At 65.8% G+C, this 15,880-nt stretch carries 18 protein-coding genes; 7 read left to right on the forward strand and 11 right to left on the reverse strand.

Annotated elements, in window-relative coordinates:
• The first annotated feature begins 1 nt into the window (after nucleotide 1).
• Entirely contained in the window at nucleotides 2-631 is a 630-nt protein-coding gene (gene ubiX, locus FAS41_RS03300) for a flavin prenyltransferase UbiX (protein ID WP_081517259.1), read from the forward strand.
• Entirely contained in the window at nucleotides 621-908 is a 288-nt protein-coding gene (locus FAS41_RS03305; protein WP_138520332.1) for a YceK/YidQ family lipoprotein, read from the forward strand. The genes ubiX and FAS41_RS03305 overlap by 11 nt, the downstream gene beginning before the upstream one ends.
• Nucleotides 909-984: 76 nt before the next feature.
• Here FAS41_RS03305 and FAS41_RS03310 read toward each other — a convergent pair whose 3' ends face one another.
• The 3 genes from FAS41_RS03310 to FAS41_RS03320 form a co-directional block, all read right to left on the reverse strand.
• Nucleotides 985-1,626, reverse strand: coding sequence for an oxidoreductase (locus FAS41_RS03310; RefSeq protein ID WP_138520231.1), 642 nt, complete (start codon nucleotides 1,624-1,626; stop codon nucleotides 985-987).
• A gap of 42 nt (nucleotides 1,627-1,668) precedes the next feature.
• A complete protein-coding gene (locus FAS41_RS03315) occupies nucleotides 1,669-3,387 on the reverse strand; it encodes a C13 family peptidase (protein WP_138520232.1) in 1,719 nt (572 codons plus the stop codon).
• Nucleotides 3,388-3,480: 93 nt separating this feature from the next.
• Nucleotides 3,481-3,936: a MaoC family dehydratase gene (locus FAS41_RS03320; RefSeq protein ID WP_045217066.1), complete on the reverse strand. Its 456-nt coding sequence runs from the start codon at nucleotides 3,934-3,936 to the stop codon at nucleotides 3,481-3,483.
• 178 nt (nucleotides 3,937-4,114) lie between these two features.
• Here FAS41_RS03320 and FAS41_RS03325 point away from each other — a divergent pair, with 178 nt between their 5' ends.
• Genes FAS41_RS03325 through FAS41_RS03335 form a run of 3 tightly spaced genes read left to right on the forward strand, consistent with a single transcriptional unit; the run spans nucleotide 4,115 to nucleotide 5,799 of the window.
• Nucleotides 4,115-4,477, forward strand: a complete 363-nt coding sequence (locus tag FAS41_RS03325) for a CidA/LrgA family protein (protein ID WP_045217069.1) — start codon at nucleotides 4,115-4,117, stop codon at nucleotides 4,475-4,477.
• Nucleotides 4,477-5,190: an LrgB family protein gene (locus FAS41_RS03330; protein WP_138520233.1), complete on the forward strand. Its 714-nt coding sequence runs from the start codon at nucleotides 4,477-4,479 to the stop codon at nucleotides 5,188-5,190. The genes FAS41_RS03325 and FAS41_RS03330 overlap by 1 nt, the downstream gene beginning before the upstream one ends.
• A gap of 18 nt (nucleotides 5,191-5,208) precedes the next feature.
• On the forward strand, nucleotides 5,209-5,799 hold the full coding sequence (locus tag FAS41_RS03335; protein WP_138520234.1) for an LON peptidase substrate-binding domain-containing protein: 591 nt from the start codon (nucleotides 5,209-5,211) through the stop codon (nucleotides 5,797-5,799).
• Between the two features lie 195 nt (nucleotides 5,800-5,994).
• On the opposite strand, the gene prpF is transcribed toward FAS41_RS03335, so the two are convergent.
• The 5 genes from prpF to FAS41_RS03360 form a co-directional block, all read right to left on the reverse strand.
• Nucleotides 5,995-7,182 (reverse strand): 2-methylaconitate cis-trans isomerase PrpF, encoded by a 1,188-nt coding sequence (prpF, locus tag FAS41_RS03340; protein WP_138520235.1) that lies wholly within the window; start codon nucleotides 7,180-7,182, stop codon nucleotides 5,995-5,997.
• Between the two features lie 133 nt (nucleotides 7,183-7,315).
• Nucleotides 7,316-9,925 carry a Fe/S-dependent 2-methylisocitrate dehydratase AcnD gene (acnD, locus tag FAS41_RS03345; RefSeq protein ID WP_171049432.1) on the reverse strand — a complete coding sequence of 870 codons (2,610 nt, stop codon included), beginning with the start codon at nucleotides 9,923-9,925 and terminating at the stop codon, nucleotides 7,316-7,318.
• Between the two features lie 29 nt (nucleotides 9,926-9,954).
• Nucleotides 9,955-11,115, reverse strand: a complete 1,161-nt coding sequence (prpC, locus tag FAS41_RS03350; RefSeq protein WP_138520237.1) for a bifunctional 2-methylcitrate synthase/citrate synthase — start codon at nucleotides 11,113-11,115, stop codon at nucleotides 9,955-9,957.
• 173 nt (nucleotides 11,116-11,288) lie between these two features.
• Nucleotides 11,289-12,176: a methylisocitrate lyase gene (prpB, locus tag FAS41_RS03355; RefSeq protein WP_024763011.1), complete on the reverse strand. Its 888-nt coding sequence runs from the start codon at nucleotides 12,174-12,176 to the stop codon at nucleotides 11,289-11,291.
• Nucleotides 12,173-12,895, reverse strand: coding sequence for a GntR family transcriptional regulator (locus FAS41_RS03360; RefSeq protein WP_081517269.1), 723 nt, complete (start codon nucleotides 12,893-12,895; stop codon nucleotides 12,173-12,175). The genes prpB and FAS41_RS03360 overlap by 4 nt, the downstream gene beginning before the upstream one ends.
• A gap of 204 nt (nucleotides 12,896-13,099) precedes the next feature.
• Here FAS41_RS03360 and FAS41_RS03365 point away from each other — a divergent pair, with 204 nt between their 5' ends.
• Nucleotides 13,100-13,522 (forward strand): hypothetical protein, encoded by a 423-nt coding sequence (locus tag FAS41_RS03365; RefSeq protein ID WP_138520238.1) that lies wholly within the window; start codon nucleotides 13,100-13,102, stop codon nucleotides 13,520-13,522.
• Entirely contained in the window at nucleotides 13,503-14,120 is a 618-nt protein-coding gene (locus tag FAS41_RS03370; RefSeq protein WP_138520239.1) for a class I SAM-dependent methyltransferase, read from the forward strand. Before FAS41_RS03365 ends, FAS41_RS03370 begins: the two co-directional genes overlap by 20 nt.
• Here FAS41_RS03370 and FAS41_RS03375 read toward each other — a convergent pair.
• The 3 genes from FAS41_RS03375 to FAS41_RS03385 all read right to left on the reverse strand — a co-directional run bounded on the left by FAS41_RS03375 (nucleotide 14,099) and on the right by FAS41_RS03385 (nucleotide 15,737).
• Nucleotides 14,099-14,356: a hypothetical protein gene (locus FAS41_RS03375; protein ID WP_138520240.1), complete on the reverse strand. Its 258-nt coding sequence runs from the start codon at nucleotides 14,354-14,356 to the stop codon at nucleotides 14,099-14,101. The two genes, FAS41_RS03370 and FAS41_RS03375, sit on opposite strands and share 22 nt — an antisense overlap.
• Nucleotides 14,357-14,480: 124 nt before the next feature.
• Nucleotides 14,481-14,723 (reverse strand): hypothetical protein, encoded by a 243-nt coding sequence (locus tag FAS41_RS03380; RefSeq protein ID WP_138520241.1) that lies wholly within the window; start codon nucleotides 14,721-14,723, stop codon nucleotides 14,481-14,483.
• Between the two features lie 120 nt (nucleotides 14,724-14,843).
• Complete coding sequence (locus tag FAS41_RS03385) at nucleotides 14,844-15,737, reverse strand: NmrA family NAD(P)-binding protein (RefSeq protein WP_138520242.1); 894 nt, start codon at nucleotides 15,735-15,737, stop codon at nucleotides 14,844-14,846.
• Nucleotides 15,738-15,880: the final 143 nt, after the last annotated feature.

Raw genomic sequence — 15,880 nt, forward strand, 5'->3', positions numbered from 1 at the left:
CATGGCCGGAGCCGAACGCGTCACCCTCGCCATGACCGGCGCCTCCGGCGCCCAGTATGGCCTGCGCCTGCTCGATTGCCTGGTGCAGGAAGACCGCGAGGTGCACTTCCTGATCTCCAAGGCTGCGCAACTGGTGGTGGCCACCGAGACCGACGTGACCCTGCCGAGCAAGCCGCAGGCGATGCAGGCCTTCCTCAGCGAATACACCGGCGCCGCCCCCGGGCAGATCCGCGTCTACGGCAAGGAAGACTGGATGGCGCCGGTGGCTTCCGGCTCCGGCGCGCCGAGTGCGATGGTGGTGGTGCCCTGCTCGACGGGGACGCTGTCGGCCATCGCCACAGGCGCCTGCAACAACCTGATCGAACGCGCCGCCGACGTCGCCCTGAAAGAGCGCCGCCAACTGATCCTGGTACCACGCGAAGCGCCGTTCTCCAGTATCCACCTGGAGAACATGCTCAAGCTGTCCAACCTGGGAGCGGTGATCCTGCCGGCTGCTCCGGGCTTCTATCATCAGCCGCAGACGGTCGATGACCTGATCGACTTCGTCGTGGCGCGCATCCTCAATCAGCTGGGCATTCCCCAGGACATGCTGCCGCGCTGGGGCGAACACCATCTTGTCAGTGACGAATAAGCTCCTCGCCGCCCTGTTGCTGTTGCAACTGGGCGGTTGCGCCACCGTGAAGACGCTCAACGACAGCCGGCCCGGCGATCCGCTGATCTATGCCGGTACCCGGCTGGACTGGTATTCGCTCAATGGCGGCTGCTGCCCGAAGGACCATTTCGGTGTCGATGCGCCGGCCTACCCGGGCCTCGACCTGCCGGGCAGTGCGCTGCTCGATACGCTGCTGCTGCCGCTCTCGATTGCGGCGGAGCTGGGCATCGGCTTGCAGGTGTGGGGCGGGAACTGAACCGCTTCTGCTGATCACCGAAGGGCGTTCAGGGAGACCCATCCTACAAGAGCATTCGGGTGGTATCCGTCGGGAGCTATTTACCGAGCTTGCGCAGTTCGTCCGACTCGACGACGCGCACGCCCTTGCCGGTTTCCAGTGCCAGACGCCAGAGCGCGCGGGCCAGGGCGATAGCCTCGATGCCGTGCAGCTTGCCCGGCAGGATGCGCGAGAAGGGCGCGGCGAGCAGTTCGGCGAGGCGGACCTCCTCGCGCTGGCCCAGCAGCAGTGACGGCCGTGCGATGGTCAGTTGCTGCCAGCCTTGCTGGCGCAGGGCGTCTTCCAGTTCGCCCTTGGTCCGGCTGTAGAAGATCGATGACTTGCTGTCCGCGCCCAGCGCGCTGACCACGATGTAGTGCCTTGCGCCAAGGGCCAGGCCGCGCTCGCCCAGGGCCAGCGGCAGGTCGTAGTCGACACTGCGGAAAGCCTCCTCGGAACCGGCCTCCTTGAGCGTGGTGCCCAGGCAGCAGAACACCGTGTCCACCGGCTGGACCAGGTGCGGGATGAGTTCGGCCAGCGGGCCGATGGGGTTTTCCAGGCGTGGGTGCTCCGCCAGCTTCCTTCGGGCCGGGGCAATGACGCGCTTGACCGTGGGCTCATTGAGCATGCGGTCGAGCAGATGTTCACCAGTCAGGCCGGTGGCGCCAGCAAGCAGAATATTGGTCGGTTTCGAGAGCATCTGTGTTTCTCCCCTGACACACAGTCCAGCTTAGTTGTCGCCTTATTGTTTTGCCTGCGCGGCGACACTTTGAGCATCGTAAGCGGCTTGCGACGGCTGCGCGCGCAAAGCCTTCCAGCGGCTGATGACCGCATCCGGCGCCCAGAGTTGCGGCTCCGACGGTTCGAATTCTTCTTCCTTCTCGCGTTTGGCGACCGTATCGCTGGCCAGCGAAAAAGCTTTCTTGAGGTCATCGGTCTGCTGGAATGCCTTGGCGAACAGTGCATCACCGAAGTAGGTGAAATCGGCTTCCTCGGAGCAGCCGAAGGACACCCGGTCGCTGCGCGCGGCAGTCATGATCAGGGTCTTGTCGTCCTTGAGCGCGGGGATGAAGCCGCCGCTGTAGCAGGCGGAGATCACCAGTACCTTGTAGCGGTCCTTGAGGGGGGCGAGCAGCGTGGCCAACTCGCTGGCCGGCAGGTCGTCGAGCTTCAAGCCTGGCATGTCGAGCACCAGCTGGTGGTCATGGGAGCCGTGGCTGGTCAGGTAGATGAACACCAGGTCCTCCGGGCCACTGCGCTCGGCAATGGTTCGCAGGGTGCGGGCGAGCGTTTCGCGGGTGGCCATGGGGCGGTCGGCGAGGTGGTCGCGGTGGTTCACCAGGCGCACCACGCCGCGCGCGCCGAAGCGGTCACCGAGCAGCTTGGCGACATAGTCGGCCTCGCGCAGGAACACGCTCTGCTTGCCGTCGCCACCCAGGCTGACGCCGTAGAGCTCGATCGCAGGCGTGGACGCGGGGACGGCCGCCAGCGCCTTGTCCAGCAGCGCGCCTTGCTCCAGCAGACCAACCTCCAGGGGATTGGGCAGCCGCTTGCCGGTGGCGTCCTGGCGCAGCTGGCCGGCACTCCAGGTGCCTTTCTGCACACTGCCGTCGCGGCGGGTGAGGGTGCCTTCTCCGGAATATTCGCCACGGGCGAAGCCGCCGCTGTAGGTCTGCCCGTCGGCCTTGCTCAGGGTGCCCTGGCCGTCGAAGCGCCAGAAGCGGAAGTCGCCCTTGTAGCGGCTGCCATCGCTGCCGATGAACTCGCCCGGCCCGCTCAGCGCGCCGGCCTTGAAGCGGCCGAACCAGACGTCGCCGTCGGCGTTCTGGAAGCGCCCGGTGCCGTCGAACTGGTCGTTGCGGAACTCGCCGCTGTACTGGTCGCCCGCGTCGTCATGGAAGATGCCCTTGCCTTCGAGCACGCCATTCTTGAACGGGCCGCTGTACTGGTTGCCCAGGCTGTCCCGGCGTGCGCCCTCGCCGTTGGCCTCGCCCCTGGCGAAGGCTCCCTGGTGTCGGGTGCCGTCGGCCTGTTCGAGGCTGCCCAGGCCTTCGTAGCGGCCCTTGCGGAAACCACCGCTGTAGGTGGTGCCGCCCTGGGAGAGCTGCCCCTCGCCGTCGAACTCGCCGCGCTTGAACTGGCCCTCGTAGAAGCTGCCGTCGGCGTACTGCAGGCGGCCACGACCGTCGAACAGGCCGTCGCGGAACTCGCCTTCATAGCTCGTGCCGTTGCCGTCGCTCCATTTGCCCTGGCCGCTCTGCAGGCCCTTGTCGAAGCCGCCCTCGTACCAGGCGCCATTGCTGTAATCCAGCCGCCCCGGACCTTGCAGCTGGCCGTTCACCAGCTCGCCACGGTAGCGCGCGCCGTCAGGCAGGCGGGCGTCCGGGGGCGTCAGCGGTTCGCCGTCGCCGCAGGCAGTCAGGAGCAGGGCGAGGCTCAGGGGCAGGAGGTGGCGTGGCATTGGGGCTCTCGAATCGACGGTGGGGCGCAGGCTGAGTGTGACGTAAAAAAGCCCGCGGACGCGGGCTTTTTTCTCAGCGCTGAGGTAGAGCCGTCAGACGAAGCACAGGCTCAGGGATTCGGCGATGTAGGCCGGCTTGGGCAGGCCTTCGATCTCCAGGGTGCAGCGGGCCTTGATCAGCCACTGGCCGGGGTTCTTCTCGGTGATGTCAGTGATGGTCACCTGCAGGCGCACGCGCGAATCCACCGGTACCGGCTGGATGAAGCGCACGCTGTCCAGGCCGTAGTTGACCACCATCTTGGGGTTTTCCGGCAGAACCAGCAGGCCCTCGCAGAGCTTGGGGATCAGCGACAGCGACAGGAAGCCGTGGGCGATGGTGCCACCGAAGGGCGTCTTCTTCGCCTTCTCCGGGTCGACGTGGATGAACTGGTGGTCCTCGGTGCACTCGGCGAACTGGTTGATGCGCTGTTGATCGACGGTGATCCACTGCGAATGACCCAGGTCCTTGCCGATGTAATCCTTCAGTGCGCTTACGGGTACGAATGCCATGTTTCCTCCGGGGATATCGTTGTTCTTCTAGTGCGGCCTGCGTAAGAGTCCGACAACAGATCAGCATGGGGTCCGCGGCCGGTCAAGCCGCAGCGGCATTCATGCTTTGGGCGAATGCCGAGCCATAGCGGGCGCCGGGCGGGCATAATGGCCACTCCTTGCGCTGGAGATGTTCCTGATGTTGCTACGCGGCCTGACCTGGCTGGTGCTGTTCCAACTGCTCGGCACGGGCCTGAATGCTCTCATCCTGCACATGATTCCCGGCCCCATCATTGGGCTGGTGCTGCTGTTCGCCTTCCTGGTATGGAATGGCGAGGTGAGCAAGCCGGTGAACGAAGCCGCCGCCTCGCTGCTGCGCTACCTGCCGTTGCTGCTGGTGCCGGCAGCGGTCGGCGTGATGGCCTATGCGAAGCAGATCGCTGCGGACTTCTGGGCCATCGCCGGGGCATTGGCGCTGTCGTTGCTGGTGTCCTTCGTGTTCGCCGGCTGGCTGATGCAGAAGCTCATCGACCGCCAGCGCAAGCAGAAGGAGGGCGCGTGATGTTCGACTGGCAAGGCGCGCTGGACTCGGTCATCCACCATCCGCTGTTCTGCGTCGGCGTCACCTTGGGCGCTTATCAGTTGGCGCTGGCCGGCTACGAGCGCACGCGCTGGGTGTTCCTGCAGCCGGTGCTGGTGTCGATGTTGATCGTCATCGCGGTGCTGCTGGCGTGCGGCATCGACTACAGCGAGTACAGCAATAGCGCCAAGGTGCTGACCATCCTCCTCGGCCCCGCCACCGTCGCGCTGGCGGTGCCGCTGTTTCTCAACCTGAAACGCATCCGCCAGCTGTTCTGGCCGACGCTGATCACCCTGCTGGTTGGCGGCCTGTTCGCCACTGCGCTGGGCATTGGCCTGGGCTGGCTGTTCGGTGTCGACCATGAACTGCTGATGAGCCTGGCACCCAAGTCGGTGACCTCGCCGATTGCCATGCTGGTGGCCAGCCAGATTGGCGGTGTGGCGGCGCTGGCGGCGGTGTTCGTGCTGATCACCGGCGTGCTCGGGGCCATCCTCGGTCCGGAACTGCTGCGCCGTTTTGGCGTCCACCATCCGGCCGCGCAAGGCATGGCGCTGGGCATGACCGCCCACGCCGTAGGCACCTCCCGCGCCCTGCAGGAGGGTGAGGAATGCGGCGCCTTCGCCGCCCTGGCCATGAGCCTGATGGGCGTGGCCACCGCTGTGCTGCTACCGTTGGCGGTAGCGCTGATCGCCTGACGAATCGACGGAGTGTCCATGAGTTTCCCGCTGTTCCCCCTCAACACCGTGCTGTTTCCCGGCTGCCGCCTCGACCTGCAGATCTTCGAGGCGCGCTACCTGGACATGATCGGCCGCTGCATGAAGCAGAACGGCGGATTCGGTGTGGTGGCCATCGTCGAGGGCGAGGAAGTCGGCGATGCGCCGGAGCGTTACAGCCTGGTCGGCTGCGAGGCGCGCATCTGCGACTGGCAGCAGCAGTCCAACGGCTTGCTGGGCATCCGGGTCGAAGGCGGGCGGCGCTTCCGCGTGCTCTCCGCCAACGTGCAGACGGACCAGCTGACGGTGGCCGAAGTGGAGTGGCTGGACGAGCAACAAAACCGGCCGCTGACCAAGGAACACGACGACCTGGCCGCGTTGCTCGAGGCGCTGTCCATGCACCCCATGGTCTCGGCGCTGGAAATGGGCGGCGAAGTGAATGGCCAACAGGAGCTGGCCTGCCAGCTCGCTTACCTGTTGCCCTTCGAGCGCGACCAGAAGCAGGTGCTGCTGGAGATGGACGACCCGACGGTGCGCCTGGCGCGCATCCAGGTATTGCTGGAGCAGTTGCAGGGTGATTTCGTCGCCTGATTGCGATGCTTCGAGCCCTGTACGATGGGTGGAGCTTGCGATACCCATCAGCGTTGCGTGTGTCGAAATCGATGGGTATCACTTCGCTCCACGCCATCCTACGAAGTCATCACGGTTCCCATTTCCATGCGGTTACCCCCGTGAAAACACAAGGCCCGCGAATGCGGGCCTTGTCGTTTTTGGGGGCTGCTGGGGTTAGAACGAATCCCCCGGCACCCGTACCCAGCCTTCCATGAGGATGCGCGAGCTACGGCTCATGATGGCCTTGGTCACGGTCCACTCACCGTTCACCTGTTTCGCCTCGGCGCCCACGCGCAGGGTGCCGGAGGGGTGACCGAAGCGTACGGCGCTGCGTTCTCCGCCACCGGCGGCGAGGTTCACAAGGGTGCCGGGAATGGCCGCGGCGGTGCCGATTGCCACGGCGGCGGTGCCCATCATGGCGTGGTGCAGCTTGCCCATGGACAGCGCGCGCACCAGCAGGTCGACGTCGCCGGCCTGCACTTGCTTGCCACTGGAAGTGATGTAGTCCTTGGCCGGTGCAACGAAGGCAATCTTCGGCGTGTGCTGGCGGGTCGCGGCTTCCTCCGGAGTCTTGATCAGACCCATGCGCAAGGCGCCGGCGATGCGGAATTGCTCGAAGCGCGCCAGCTGCTCCGGGTCGCCATTGATCGCTTCGCGCAGCTCGGCACCGGTGTAGCCGATGTCCTGGGCGTTGACGAAGATGGTCGGGATGCCGGCGGTAATCATGGTCGCCTTGAAGGTGCCGACGCCGGGGACTTCCAGGTCGTCCACCAGGTTGCCGGTGGGGAACATCGAGCCGCCTTCCTCGCCATCGTCGGACGGGTCGAGGAACTCCAGCACGATCTCGGCGGCGGGGAAGGTCACGCCGTCCAGTTCGAAGTCGCCGGTTTCCTGCACCTGGCCGTTGGTGATCGGCACGTGGGCGATGATGGTCTTCTGGATGTTCGCCTGCCAGATGCGCACCACGCAGGTGCCGTTGTCCGGAATGCGCGAGGGATCGACCAGGCCGGCGTGGATGGCGAAGGAGCCGGCGGCGGTGGAGAGGTTGCCGCAGTTGCCGCTCCAGTCGACGAAGGCCTTGTCGATGGAAATCTGTCCGTAGAGGTAGTCGACGTCGTGCTCGGGCTGGGTGCTTTTCGACAGGATCACGCACTTGCTGGTGCTGGAGGTCGCGCCGCCCATGCCATCGATGTGCGCGCTGTACGGGTCGGGGCTGCCGATCACGCGCATGAACAGCTGGTCGCGCGCCGCGCCGGGCACCTGGCAGCGTTCGGGCAGGTCCTGCAGGCGGAAGAACACGCCCTTGCTGGTGCCGCCGCGGATGTAGGTGGCGGGGATCTTCACTTGGGGTACGTGGGGCATGGGACTCGATCCTGTTTGCTTTTCGTAGGAGCGAGCTTGCTCGCGAACAGCCCCGCAGCGGAGTTGGGTTCGCGAGCAAGCTCGCTCCTACAGGATTAGTGCCGACCTGCCGTGAGGCGGGCCGGCTGTTACATCACGCTACCGCGCCTTCCAGGAAGTCCTTGGCAAAGCGTTGCAGCACGCCACCGGCCTTGTACACCTTCACTTCGGCGGCGGTGTCCAGGCGGCAGGTGACCGGGACTTCGACCACGTCACCATTGCGGCGATTGACCACCAGGGTCAGGTCGCAGCGCGGCGAGACGTCGCCCTTGATGTCGTAGGTCTCGGTGCCGTCCAGGCCCAGGGTCAGGCGGGTGGTGCCCGGCTTGAACTCCACCGGCAGCACGCCCATGCCCACCAGGTTGGTGCGGTGGATACGCTCGAAGCCTTCGGCGACGATCACTTCCACGCCTGCCAGGCGAACGCCCTTGGCCGCCCAGTCGCGGGACGAGCCCTGGCCGTAGTCGGCGCCGGCGACGATGATCAGGTTCTGCTTGCGGTTCATGTAGGTTTCGATGGCTTCCCACATGCGCATGACCTTGCCTTCGGGCTCGACGCGGGCCAACGAACCTTTCTTCACTTCACCATTCACCACGGCCATCTCGTTGACCAGTTGTGGGTTGGCGAAGGTGGCGCGCTGGGCGGTCAGGTGGTCGCCGCGGTGGGTGGCGTAGGAGTTGAAGTCCTCCTCCGGCAGGCCCATTTTCGCCAGGTATTCACCGGCCGCGCTGTCCAGCAGGATGGCGTTGGACGGCGACAGGTGATCGGTGGTGATGTTGTCCGGCAGGATTGCCAGCGGGAGCATGCCCTTGAGCGTGCGCTCGCCGGCCAGCGCGCCTTCCCAGTACGGTGGGCGGCGGATGTAGGTGGACATCGGGCGCCAGTCGTACAGCGGGCTCTCGGCTTCCTGCACGCTGCCCAGGTCGAACATCGGGATGTAGACCTGCTTGAACTGCTCGGGCTTCACGCTGGAAGCGACGATGGCGTCGATCTCTTCGTCGGACGGCCAGAGGTCCTTCAGGGTGACCGGGTTGCCGTTCTTGTCGGTGCCCAGCGGGTCCTGCTCGATGTCGAAGCGCACGGTGCCGGCGATGGCGTAGGCGACCACCAGCGGCGGCGAGGCGAGGAAGGCCTGCTTGGCGTAGGGGTGGATACGGCCGTCGAAGTTGCGGTTGCCCGAGAGCACGGCGGTGGCATACAGGTCGCGGTCGATGATCTCTTTCTGGATCGCCGGGTCCAGCGCGCCGGACATGCCGTTACAGGTGGTGCAGGCGTAGGCGACGATGCCGAAGCCGAGCTTCTCCAGCTCCGGCAGCAGACCGGCTTCTTCCAGGTACAGCTTGGCGACTTTCGAACCCGGCGCGAAGGAGGTCTTCACCCACGGCTTGCGCAGCATGCCCAGCGCGTTGGCCTTCTTCGCCACCAGGCCGGCGGCGATGACGTTGCGCGGGTTGGAGGTGTTGGTGCAGCTGGTGATGGCGGCGATGATCACCGCTCCATCGGGCATCAGGCCTTCGGCTTCCTCGACGCGACCGGACTCCAGCTTGGCTTCGTCGGCGATGCCACGCTCGGCCAGCGCCGAGGTCGGCAGGCGACGGTGCGGGTTGGACGGGCCGGCCATGTTGCGCACCACGCTGCCCAGGTCGAAGCTCAGTACACGCTCGTACTCGGCGGTCTTCAGCGCATCGCTCCACAGGCCGAGCGTTTTCGCGTAGTGCTCCACCAGCTCCACCTGCTCCGGCTCACGGCCGGTGAGCTTGAGGTAATCGATGGTCTGGCCGTCGATGTAGAACATCGACGCGGTGGCGCCGTATTCCGGGCACATGTTGGAGATGGTCGCGCGGTCGCCGATGGACAGGCTGTCCGCACCCTCGCCGAAGAACTCGACGTAGGCGCCGACCACGCGCTCCTTGCGCAGAAACTCGGTGATCGCCAGGACGATGTCGGTGGCGGTGATGCCCGGTTGGCGCTGGCCGGTCAGCTCGACGCCAACGATGTCGGGCAGGCGCATCATCGAGGGGTGGCCCAGCATCACGGTCTCGGCCTCAAGGCCGCCGACGCCGATGGCGATTACGCCCAGGGCGTCCACGTGCGGAGTGTGCGAGTCAGTGCCGACGCAGGTGTCGGGGAACGCGATGCCGCCGCGCGCCTGGATCACCGGGCTCATTTTCTCCAGGTTGATCTGGTGCATGATGCCGTTGCCGGCCGGGATCACATCGACGTTCTTGAACGCGGTCTTGGTCCAGTCGATGAAGTGGAAGCGATCCTCGTTGCGGCGGTCTTCGATGGCGCGGTTCTTCTCGAAGGCATCCGGGTCGAAGCCCGGTGCTTCCACGGCCAGCGAGTGGTCGACGATCAGCTGGGTCGGCACCACCGGGTTGACCTTGGACGGGTCGCCACCCTTCTCGGCGATGGCGTCACGCAGGCCGGCGAGGTCGACCAGCGCGGTCTGGCCGAGGATATCGTGGCAGACCACGCGCGCCGGGTACCAGGGGAAGTCGAGGTCGCGCTTGCGGTAGACCAGTTGTTCCAGCGAAGCGGTCAGGTCCGCCGGCTCGCAGCGGCGCACCAGCTGTTCGGCCAGCACGCGGGAGGTGTAGGGGAGCTTGTCCCAGGCGCCGGCCTGGATCGCTTCGACGGCCTCGCGGGCGTCGAAGTAATCCAGCGCGGTGCCGGGCAGGCGCTTGCGGTATTGGCTGTTCACGGAAGTAGTCATTTTGTTATCCAGGAAGCCTATTTGCGGTCCTTGAGCGGCACGAACTTCAGGTCTTCAGGGCCTGTGTAGTTGGCGCTCGGGCGGATGATCTTGCCGTCGATGCGTTGCTCGATGACGTGGGCGGACCAGCCGGCGGTGCGGGCGATGACGAACAGCGGGGTGAACATCGCGGTGGGCACGCCCATCATGTGGTAGCTCACGGCGCTGAACCAATCGAGGTTGGGGAACATCTTCTTGATGTCCCACATGATGGTTTCCAGGCGCTCGGCGATGTCGTACATCTTGGTGTTCGACTGCTCGTTCGACAGCTGCTGGGCGACTTCCTTGATCACCTTGTTGCGCGGGTCGGACACGGTGTAGACCGGGTGGCCGAAGCCGATCACGACTTCCTTGCGCTCGACGCGGGCACGGATATCCGCCTCGGCTTCGTCCGGGTTGTCGTAGCGCTTCTGGATCTCGAAGGCCACTTCGTTGGCGCCGCCGTGTTTCGGGCCGCGCAGCGCGCCGATGGCGCCGGCGATGCAGGAGAACATGTCCGAGCCGGTGCCGGCGATCACGCGGGAGGTGAAGGTCGAGGCGTTGAATTCGTGCTCGGCGTACAGGTTCAGCGAGGTGTGCATGGCGCGCACCCAGGATTCGCGCGGCTTCTCGCCGTGCAGCAGGTGCAGGAAGTGACCGCCGATGGAGTCGTCGTCGGTCTCGACGTCGATGCGCTTGCCGTTGTGGCTGAAGTGGTACCAGTAGAGCAGCGCGGAGCCCAGGGAAGCCATCAGCTTGTCGGCGATGTCGCGGGCGCCCGGGTGGTTGTGGTCGTCCTTCTCCGGCGACAGGCAGCCGAGCACGGACACGGCGGTGCGCATCACGTCCATCGGATGGGCCGACGGCGGCAGGGTTTCCAGAGCGGCCTTCACGCCCGCCGGCAGGCCGCGCAGGGCTTTCAGCTTGGCCTTGTAGCCGGCCAGTTCGGCGGCGTTGGGCAGCTTGCCGTGGACCAGCAGGTGGGCGATTTCCTCGAAGTCGCAGCGGTTGGCAAAATCCAGCACGTCATAGCCACGGTAGTGCAGGTCGTTGCCGGTACGGCCGACGGTGCACAGGGCAGTGTTGCCAGCGGCGGTGCCACTCAGGGCCACGGACTTCTTCGGCTTGAAGCCGGTGGTGGTTTCTGCGGTAGCGCTCATCGCGTGTCTCCTCATCAAATCCGGTTGCTTGTTCTTGTTCCGCCGGCCTGGGCCGTGCGGTCGGTTCGAATCTGGTCGGCGGATAACGCCTGTGGCGTTATGCGCCCTACGGTGTCTCAGGCCGGGGCGTAGGGCGAATAACGCGCAGCGTTATCCGCCGTTTTTGCCTCAGATCACTTCTTGCCAGCAGCGAACAGCGCGTCGAGTTTCTGCTCGAAGGCGTGGTAGCCGATGCGGTCGTACAGCTCGGCACGGGTCTGCATCAGCTCGATCACGTTCTGCTGGTGGCCTTCCTGGCGGATTGCGGTGTACACGGCTTCGGCGGCCTTGTTGGCGGCGCGGAAGGCCGACAGCGGATACAGCTGGATCGCCACGCCGACCGAGGCCAGCTCGTCGCGGGTGAACAGCGGGGTGGCGCCGAACTCGGTGATGTTGGCCAGGATCGGCACGTTCAGCGCATCGACGAAGCGCTTGTAGGTCGGCAGGTCGTAGGCGGCCTCGGCGAAGATCGCATCGGCGCCGGCCTCGACGTAACGCTGGCAGCGCTCGATGGCGGCGTCCACGCCTTCGGCCTGGATGGCGTCGGTGCGGGCGATCAGGAAGAAGTTCGGGTCGGTCTTGGCGTTGGCGGCGGACTTCACGCGGTCGACCATCTCCTGGGTGGAGACGATTTCCTTGCCCGGACGGTGGCCGCAACGCTTGGCGCCGACCTGGTCTTCGATGTGGGCGGCAGCCGCGCCAGCCTTGATCAGGCTCTTCACGGTGCGCTCGATGTTGAACGCGCTGGGGCCGAAGCCGGTGTCGATGTCCACCAGCAGCGGCAGGTCGCAGACGTCGGTGATGCGGCGCACGTCGGTGAGCACGTCGTCCAGGGTGTTGATGCCCAGGTCCGGCAGGCCGAGGGAACCCGCCGCCACGCCGCCACCGGAGAGGTAGATGGCCTTGAAGCCGGCGCGCTTGGCCAGCAGCGCGTGGTTGGCGTTGATCGCGCCGATCACCTGCAGCGGCTTTTCTTCGGCAAGGGCTTCACGGAAACGTTGGCCGGCGGTCTTGTAGCTCATTGTTCACCTCGTTCGTTGGCTGTCTTGGCTTGGGCGTCCAGGTAGTGACGCTCCATATTGCGTTTCGAGGCGCCGATGTGACGGCGCATCAGCAACTCGGCCAGCTCGCCGTCACGATCGGCGATGGCATCGAGAATCCGGTGGTGCTCGGAGAAGGCCTGGCGCGGGCGGTTGGGCGTCGCCGAGAACTGCAGGCGGTACATGCGCACAAGCTGGTACAGCTCGCCGCAGAGCATGCGGGTGAGGGTGCGGTTGCCGCTGCCCTGGATGATCCGGTAGTGGAAGTCGTAGTCGCCTTCCTGCTGGTAGTAGCCACGGCCGGCCTGGAACGCTTCGTCGCGCTCGTGGGTGTCGAGCACCCGGCGCAGCTCGTCGATCTCGGCCTGGCTCATGCGCTCGGCGGCCAGGCGGCAGGCCATACCTTCGAGGGATTCGCGGATCTCGTAGAGCTCCAGCAGCTCCTCATGGCTGAGCGAAACGACCCGCGCGCCGACGTGGGGTACGCGCACCAGCAGCTTCTGGCCTTCCAGACGGTGGATCGCCTCGCGCAGCGGGCCGCGGCTGATGCCGTAGGTACGCGCCAGCTCCGGCTCGGAAATCTTGCTGCCGGGGGCGATCTCGCCCTTGACGATGGCCGACTGGATCTTGCGGAACACGTGTTCCGACAGGGTCTCGCCGTCGTCGCTGGCGGGGGTGGGCAGAATCAGGCTATCGCTCATGGTGTCGACAATCTTCTTGGTGTGCGGCGAAAGCTACCCCCGGAAACCCTCTGGGTCAATCAAGTTCTGATGAATTGTCGACAATCGTCTAATGGTCCGGTTTTCTTATACCGGGCTGCGACGCACTCCGGGGAGCAGGGTCGCAGACGTGAGAAGATGCCCGCCAGAACGATCAGGGAGTTTGCCGTGCGAGGAAGGGAGCGGATGAAACGAATGCTGGCCAGCGTGGTGGGATTTCTCCTGCTGGGCTGGGGACAAGGGCTGTGGGCCTTGCATCCGTACCGGGACAACCTGACGGCAGACGTACAGTCGATCGGTCTGTGGCGAGAAATGACGCCGCTGCTGCTGTTCTGGGCGCTGTGGGTCGCGCTGGCGGCCTGGCCGAATCGGGCGGCGGCTTGCTGGCAAGTGGCGCTTTCGTCGGGAGTTGCCCTGCTGGGCTGGTTCTGGGTGGATCTTTGCCTCTATGACAGCCGGGTGGCGAGCTGGAGCACCTATTCCCTTGCCGAGCTGGCGGCGGAGGTGGCCCAGGTCTGTGGTTGGCCGCTGCTGCTCGCCGTTCTGGCCTATGGTGGAGGCTGGGCCCTGGTGGCCCGGAGGAAGATCGATGATCCGAAGCTGGTATGACCGTCATGCGTTGCCCCGGCTGATCGACTTCGCCTGCGGCATGGGTGATGTGATGAAGCAGCGCTCGCTGCTGGTGCCCCGCGCGCGCGGCCGCGTGCTGGAGATCGGCATGGGCACCGGCCTGAACCTGTCGTTCTACGATCCGGCGAAAGTGTCGACAATCGTCGGCGTCGACCCGGCGGCGCAGATGCAGAAGCTCGCCCGCAGCCGTGCCGAGGCGATTGGCATCCCGGTGGACATGGTGGCGCTGGAGCTGGGGCAGATCCGTGCCGACGCCGGCAGTTTCGACAGCATCGTCTGCACTTTCACCTTGTGCAGCATCCCCGATGCGGTGGCGGCGCTGAAGGAAATGCGCCGGGTACTCAAGCCCGGGGGCGAGCTCCTCTTCTGCGAGCATGGCCTGGCGCCGGATGCCGGCGTGCGGGCCTGGCAACACCGGCTGACCCCGGTATGGAAGCCGCTGGCCGGCGGCTGCCACCTGGACCGGGACATGCCGGCGCTGATCGAATCCGGCGGCTTCCAATTGCGCGAACTGATCCAGGACTACCTGCCCGGTCCGCGGCCGATGACCTACGTCTACCGTGGCATGGCCGACTGACGAGCGGGCAGGCGGTCGAGCACCTCGATGCTGAGGATGTAGGCGCTACGCACGTAGATGTCCTCTGGGCGTTCGAGCAGTCCCATGTTGGACTGGCAGTCATTCATGCGCACCACGAAAGGTGCGGCGCCGTCGCACAACGCCGAGTAGTCCCCACGGCTGATCCAACCCTGGAGCACAGAGGACTCGCGGTTGTGCGCGCGAACCACGACTTCGACCTTGAGATGTTCGTTCATTGCCACGTCGCTCGACGGAAGGTGAGTAGAGGTGGCAAACCTTAACGTCCGTCCCGTGTGGCCTCTGTCAGGTTCCTCTGATTGGCCTGTGGGACTATCCCCCCAAGTGTCCGACCCTCGTACTTCAGGCCACCCGCTCGGCCGGGGTGACATTGAGGATATGCGTGCCGCTGAGGAACAGGTCCTGCACCGGGCCGGTGGGGCAGTGGCGGCTCTGGCAATCGCCCAGGCGCACCTCGAAGGGAGTGCGGCCGTCGCGCAAGGCAAGGTAATCCTCGCGACTGATGCGGCCGTGGAGAATGCGTTGGGGGCGGTAGGGAGACCAGGTCTCCACATCGACCCAGAGACTGTCGGGAGCGTGGTTCATGGCGGTGGTCCGGCCGTTGGTAAAGGGGCGAGTACTCTAGACAGCGGACCAGCGCCCAATTCATCAGGACCCTCTGAGATATTTGTAGGAAATTATGTTGGCCTGACTGGCGGTGCCGTCCTAAGGCAAAGCGCGGTAGGCCTTGGCCCAGTCCTGGGCGAAGTCCTCGAAGGGAGTCGCCGTGGTATTGGCCGGTGAGCGCGCCTCCTGCGCCCGAACCCGTCCGCTGCTGATCGCCTCGCCCAGTTCGGCGTAACACGCGGCGACGCTGGCGGAGCAGCCCGCGTCCCGCAGCGCGCCCTCCAGTTCCTGCGGCGATACCGGCACGTAGGGCAGGTCCGGTCGGCCGATGGCTGCACCCAGCAGCCGGGTGGCCTGGGCATAGCTGATGTCGCGCTGGCCGAGCACTTCGCGGATTACCACGCCCTGCCAGTCGTGCTCCAGCAGGGCACGGCTGGCGGCGTCGGCAACATCCCGGGTGGCGACCATCGGCACCGGCACATCCGGCGCCACCGCGTCGCTGTAGCAGTCATAGGCGCGGACAATCTCCAGCGCGCCATAGAGGTTTTCGAACAGCGCGCCGGAACGCAGCATCAGCACGTCCATCTCCGGCGGCAACTGGCGCAAGCGCTGCTCATGGTCGTGCATGCTGATGATCGGTCCGGTGCCGGATGGCACCTCGGCGCCCACGCTGCTCAGGAAAACCACCCGGCGCACGCCGCTGTCGCGGATCGCGGTGAGAATCGCCTCGCCCTGGGCGGCCTGCTGTTCGCGGTAGTCCTCGGTGTCCGGGCCGTAGGCGAGCAGGGTGTAGACCGCTTCCGAGCCGCGGAACGCCTCGGTGAGAAACGCGGCGTCGTGCGATTCGCCCACGGCGATCCGCGCGCCGGCGGCAGCCAGCGATGCAAGGCGCTCGGCATTGCGGCCCAGGGCACAGACGGCCACGCCGGCCTCCAGCAGGGTCTGGCAGATTCTCGAACCGGTGCGGCCGGTGGCTCCCATTACAGTGATCATGGCGGTGTCCTCGCTGCTGGCCGTCCCGCGGCGCCCGCCGTGGGTTCGTTGGCCTGGGTTCAGTCTCCTGTCAGATCGCTGGACGGTTAATGCCTGGGAGTCGCCGGTTCATGCTCTTTCGTCCAGAAGTGCTGGACGTCGCC

The organism is Pseudomonas nicosulfuronedens, assembly GCF_005877905.1.
GTDB classification, from domain to species: Bacteria; Pseudomonadota; Gammaproteobacteria; order Pseudomonadales; family Pseudomonadaceae; genus Pseudomonas; species Pseudomonas nicosulfuronedens.

What these genes read in the sequence shown, in the direction of transcription:
- FAS41_RS03375 (WP_138520240.1), bottom strand. Translation starts at nt 14,356, where the DNA reads ATGAACGAACATCTCAAGGTCGAAGTCGTGGTTCGCGCGCACAACCGC.
- prpF (WP_138520235.1), bottom strand. Translation starts at nt 7,182, where the DNA reads ATGCCCCACGTACCCCAAGTGAAGATCCCCGCCACCTACATCCGCGGC.
- ubiX (WP_081517259.1), top strand. Translation starts at nt 2, where the DNA reads ATGGCCGGAGCCGAACGCGTCACCCTCGCCATGACCGGCGCCTCCGGC.
- FAS41_RS03335 (WP_138520234.1), top strand. Translation starts at nt 5,209, where the DNA reads ATGAGTTTCCCGCTGTTCCCCCTCAACACCGTGCTGTTTCCCGGCTGC.
- FAS41_RS03385 (WP_138520242.1), bottom strand. Translation starts at nt 15,737, where the DNA reads ATGATCACTGTAATGGGAGCCACCGGCCGCACCGGTTCGAGAATCTGC.
- FAS41_RS03310 (WP_138520231.1), bottom strand. Translation starts at nt 1,626, where the DNA reads ATGCTCTCGAAACCGACCAATATTCTGCTTGCTGGCGCCACCGGCCTG.
- FAS41_RS03320 (WP_045217066.1), bottom strand. Translation starts at nt 3,936, where the DNA reads ATGGCATTCGTACCCGTAAGCGCACTGAAGGATTACATCGGCAAGGAC.
- FAS41_RS03380 (WP_138520241.1), bottom strand. Translation starts at nt 14,723, where the DNA reads ATGAACCACGCTCCCGACAGTCTCTGGGTCGATGTGGAGACCTGGTCT.
- FAS41_RS03360 (WP_081517269.1), bottom strand. Translation starts at nt 12,895, where the DNA reads ATGAGCGATAGCCTGATTCTGCCCACCCCCGCCAGCGACGACGGCGAG.
- prpC (WP_138520237.1), bottom strand. Translation starts at nt 11,115, where the DNA reads ATGAGCGCTACCGCAGAAACCACCACCGGCTTCAAGCCGAAGAAGTCC.
- FAS41_RS03370 (WP_138520239.1), top strand. Translation starts at nt 13,503, where the DNA reads ATGATCCGAAGCTGGTATGACCGTCATGCGTTGCCCCGGCTGATCGAC.
- FAS41_RS03325 (WP_045217069.1), top strand. Translation starts at nt 4,115, where the DNA reads ATGTTGCTACGCGGCCTGACCTGGCTGGTGCTGTTCCAACTGCTCGGC.
- prpB (WP_024763011.1), bottom strand. Translation starts at nt 12,176, where the DNA reads ATGAGCTACAAGACCGCCGGCCAACGTTTCCGTGAAGCCCTTGCCGAA.
- FAS41_RS03365 (WP_138520238.1), top strand. Translation starts at nt 13,100, where the DNA reads ATGAAACGAATGCTGGCCAGCGTGGTGGGATTTCTCCTGCTGGGCTGG.
- FAS41_RS03330 (WP_138520233.1), top strand. Translation starts at nt 4,477, where the DNA reads ATGTTCGACTGGCAAGGCGCGCTGGACTCGGTCATCCACCATCCGCTG.
- FAS41_RS03315 (WP_138520232.1), bottom strand. Translation starts at nt 3,387, where the DNA reads ATGCCACGCCACCTCCTGCCCCTGAGCCTCGCCCTGCTCCTGACTGCC.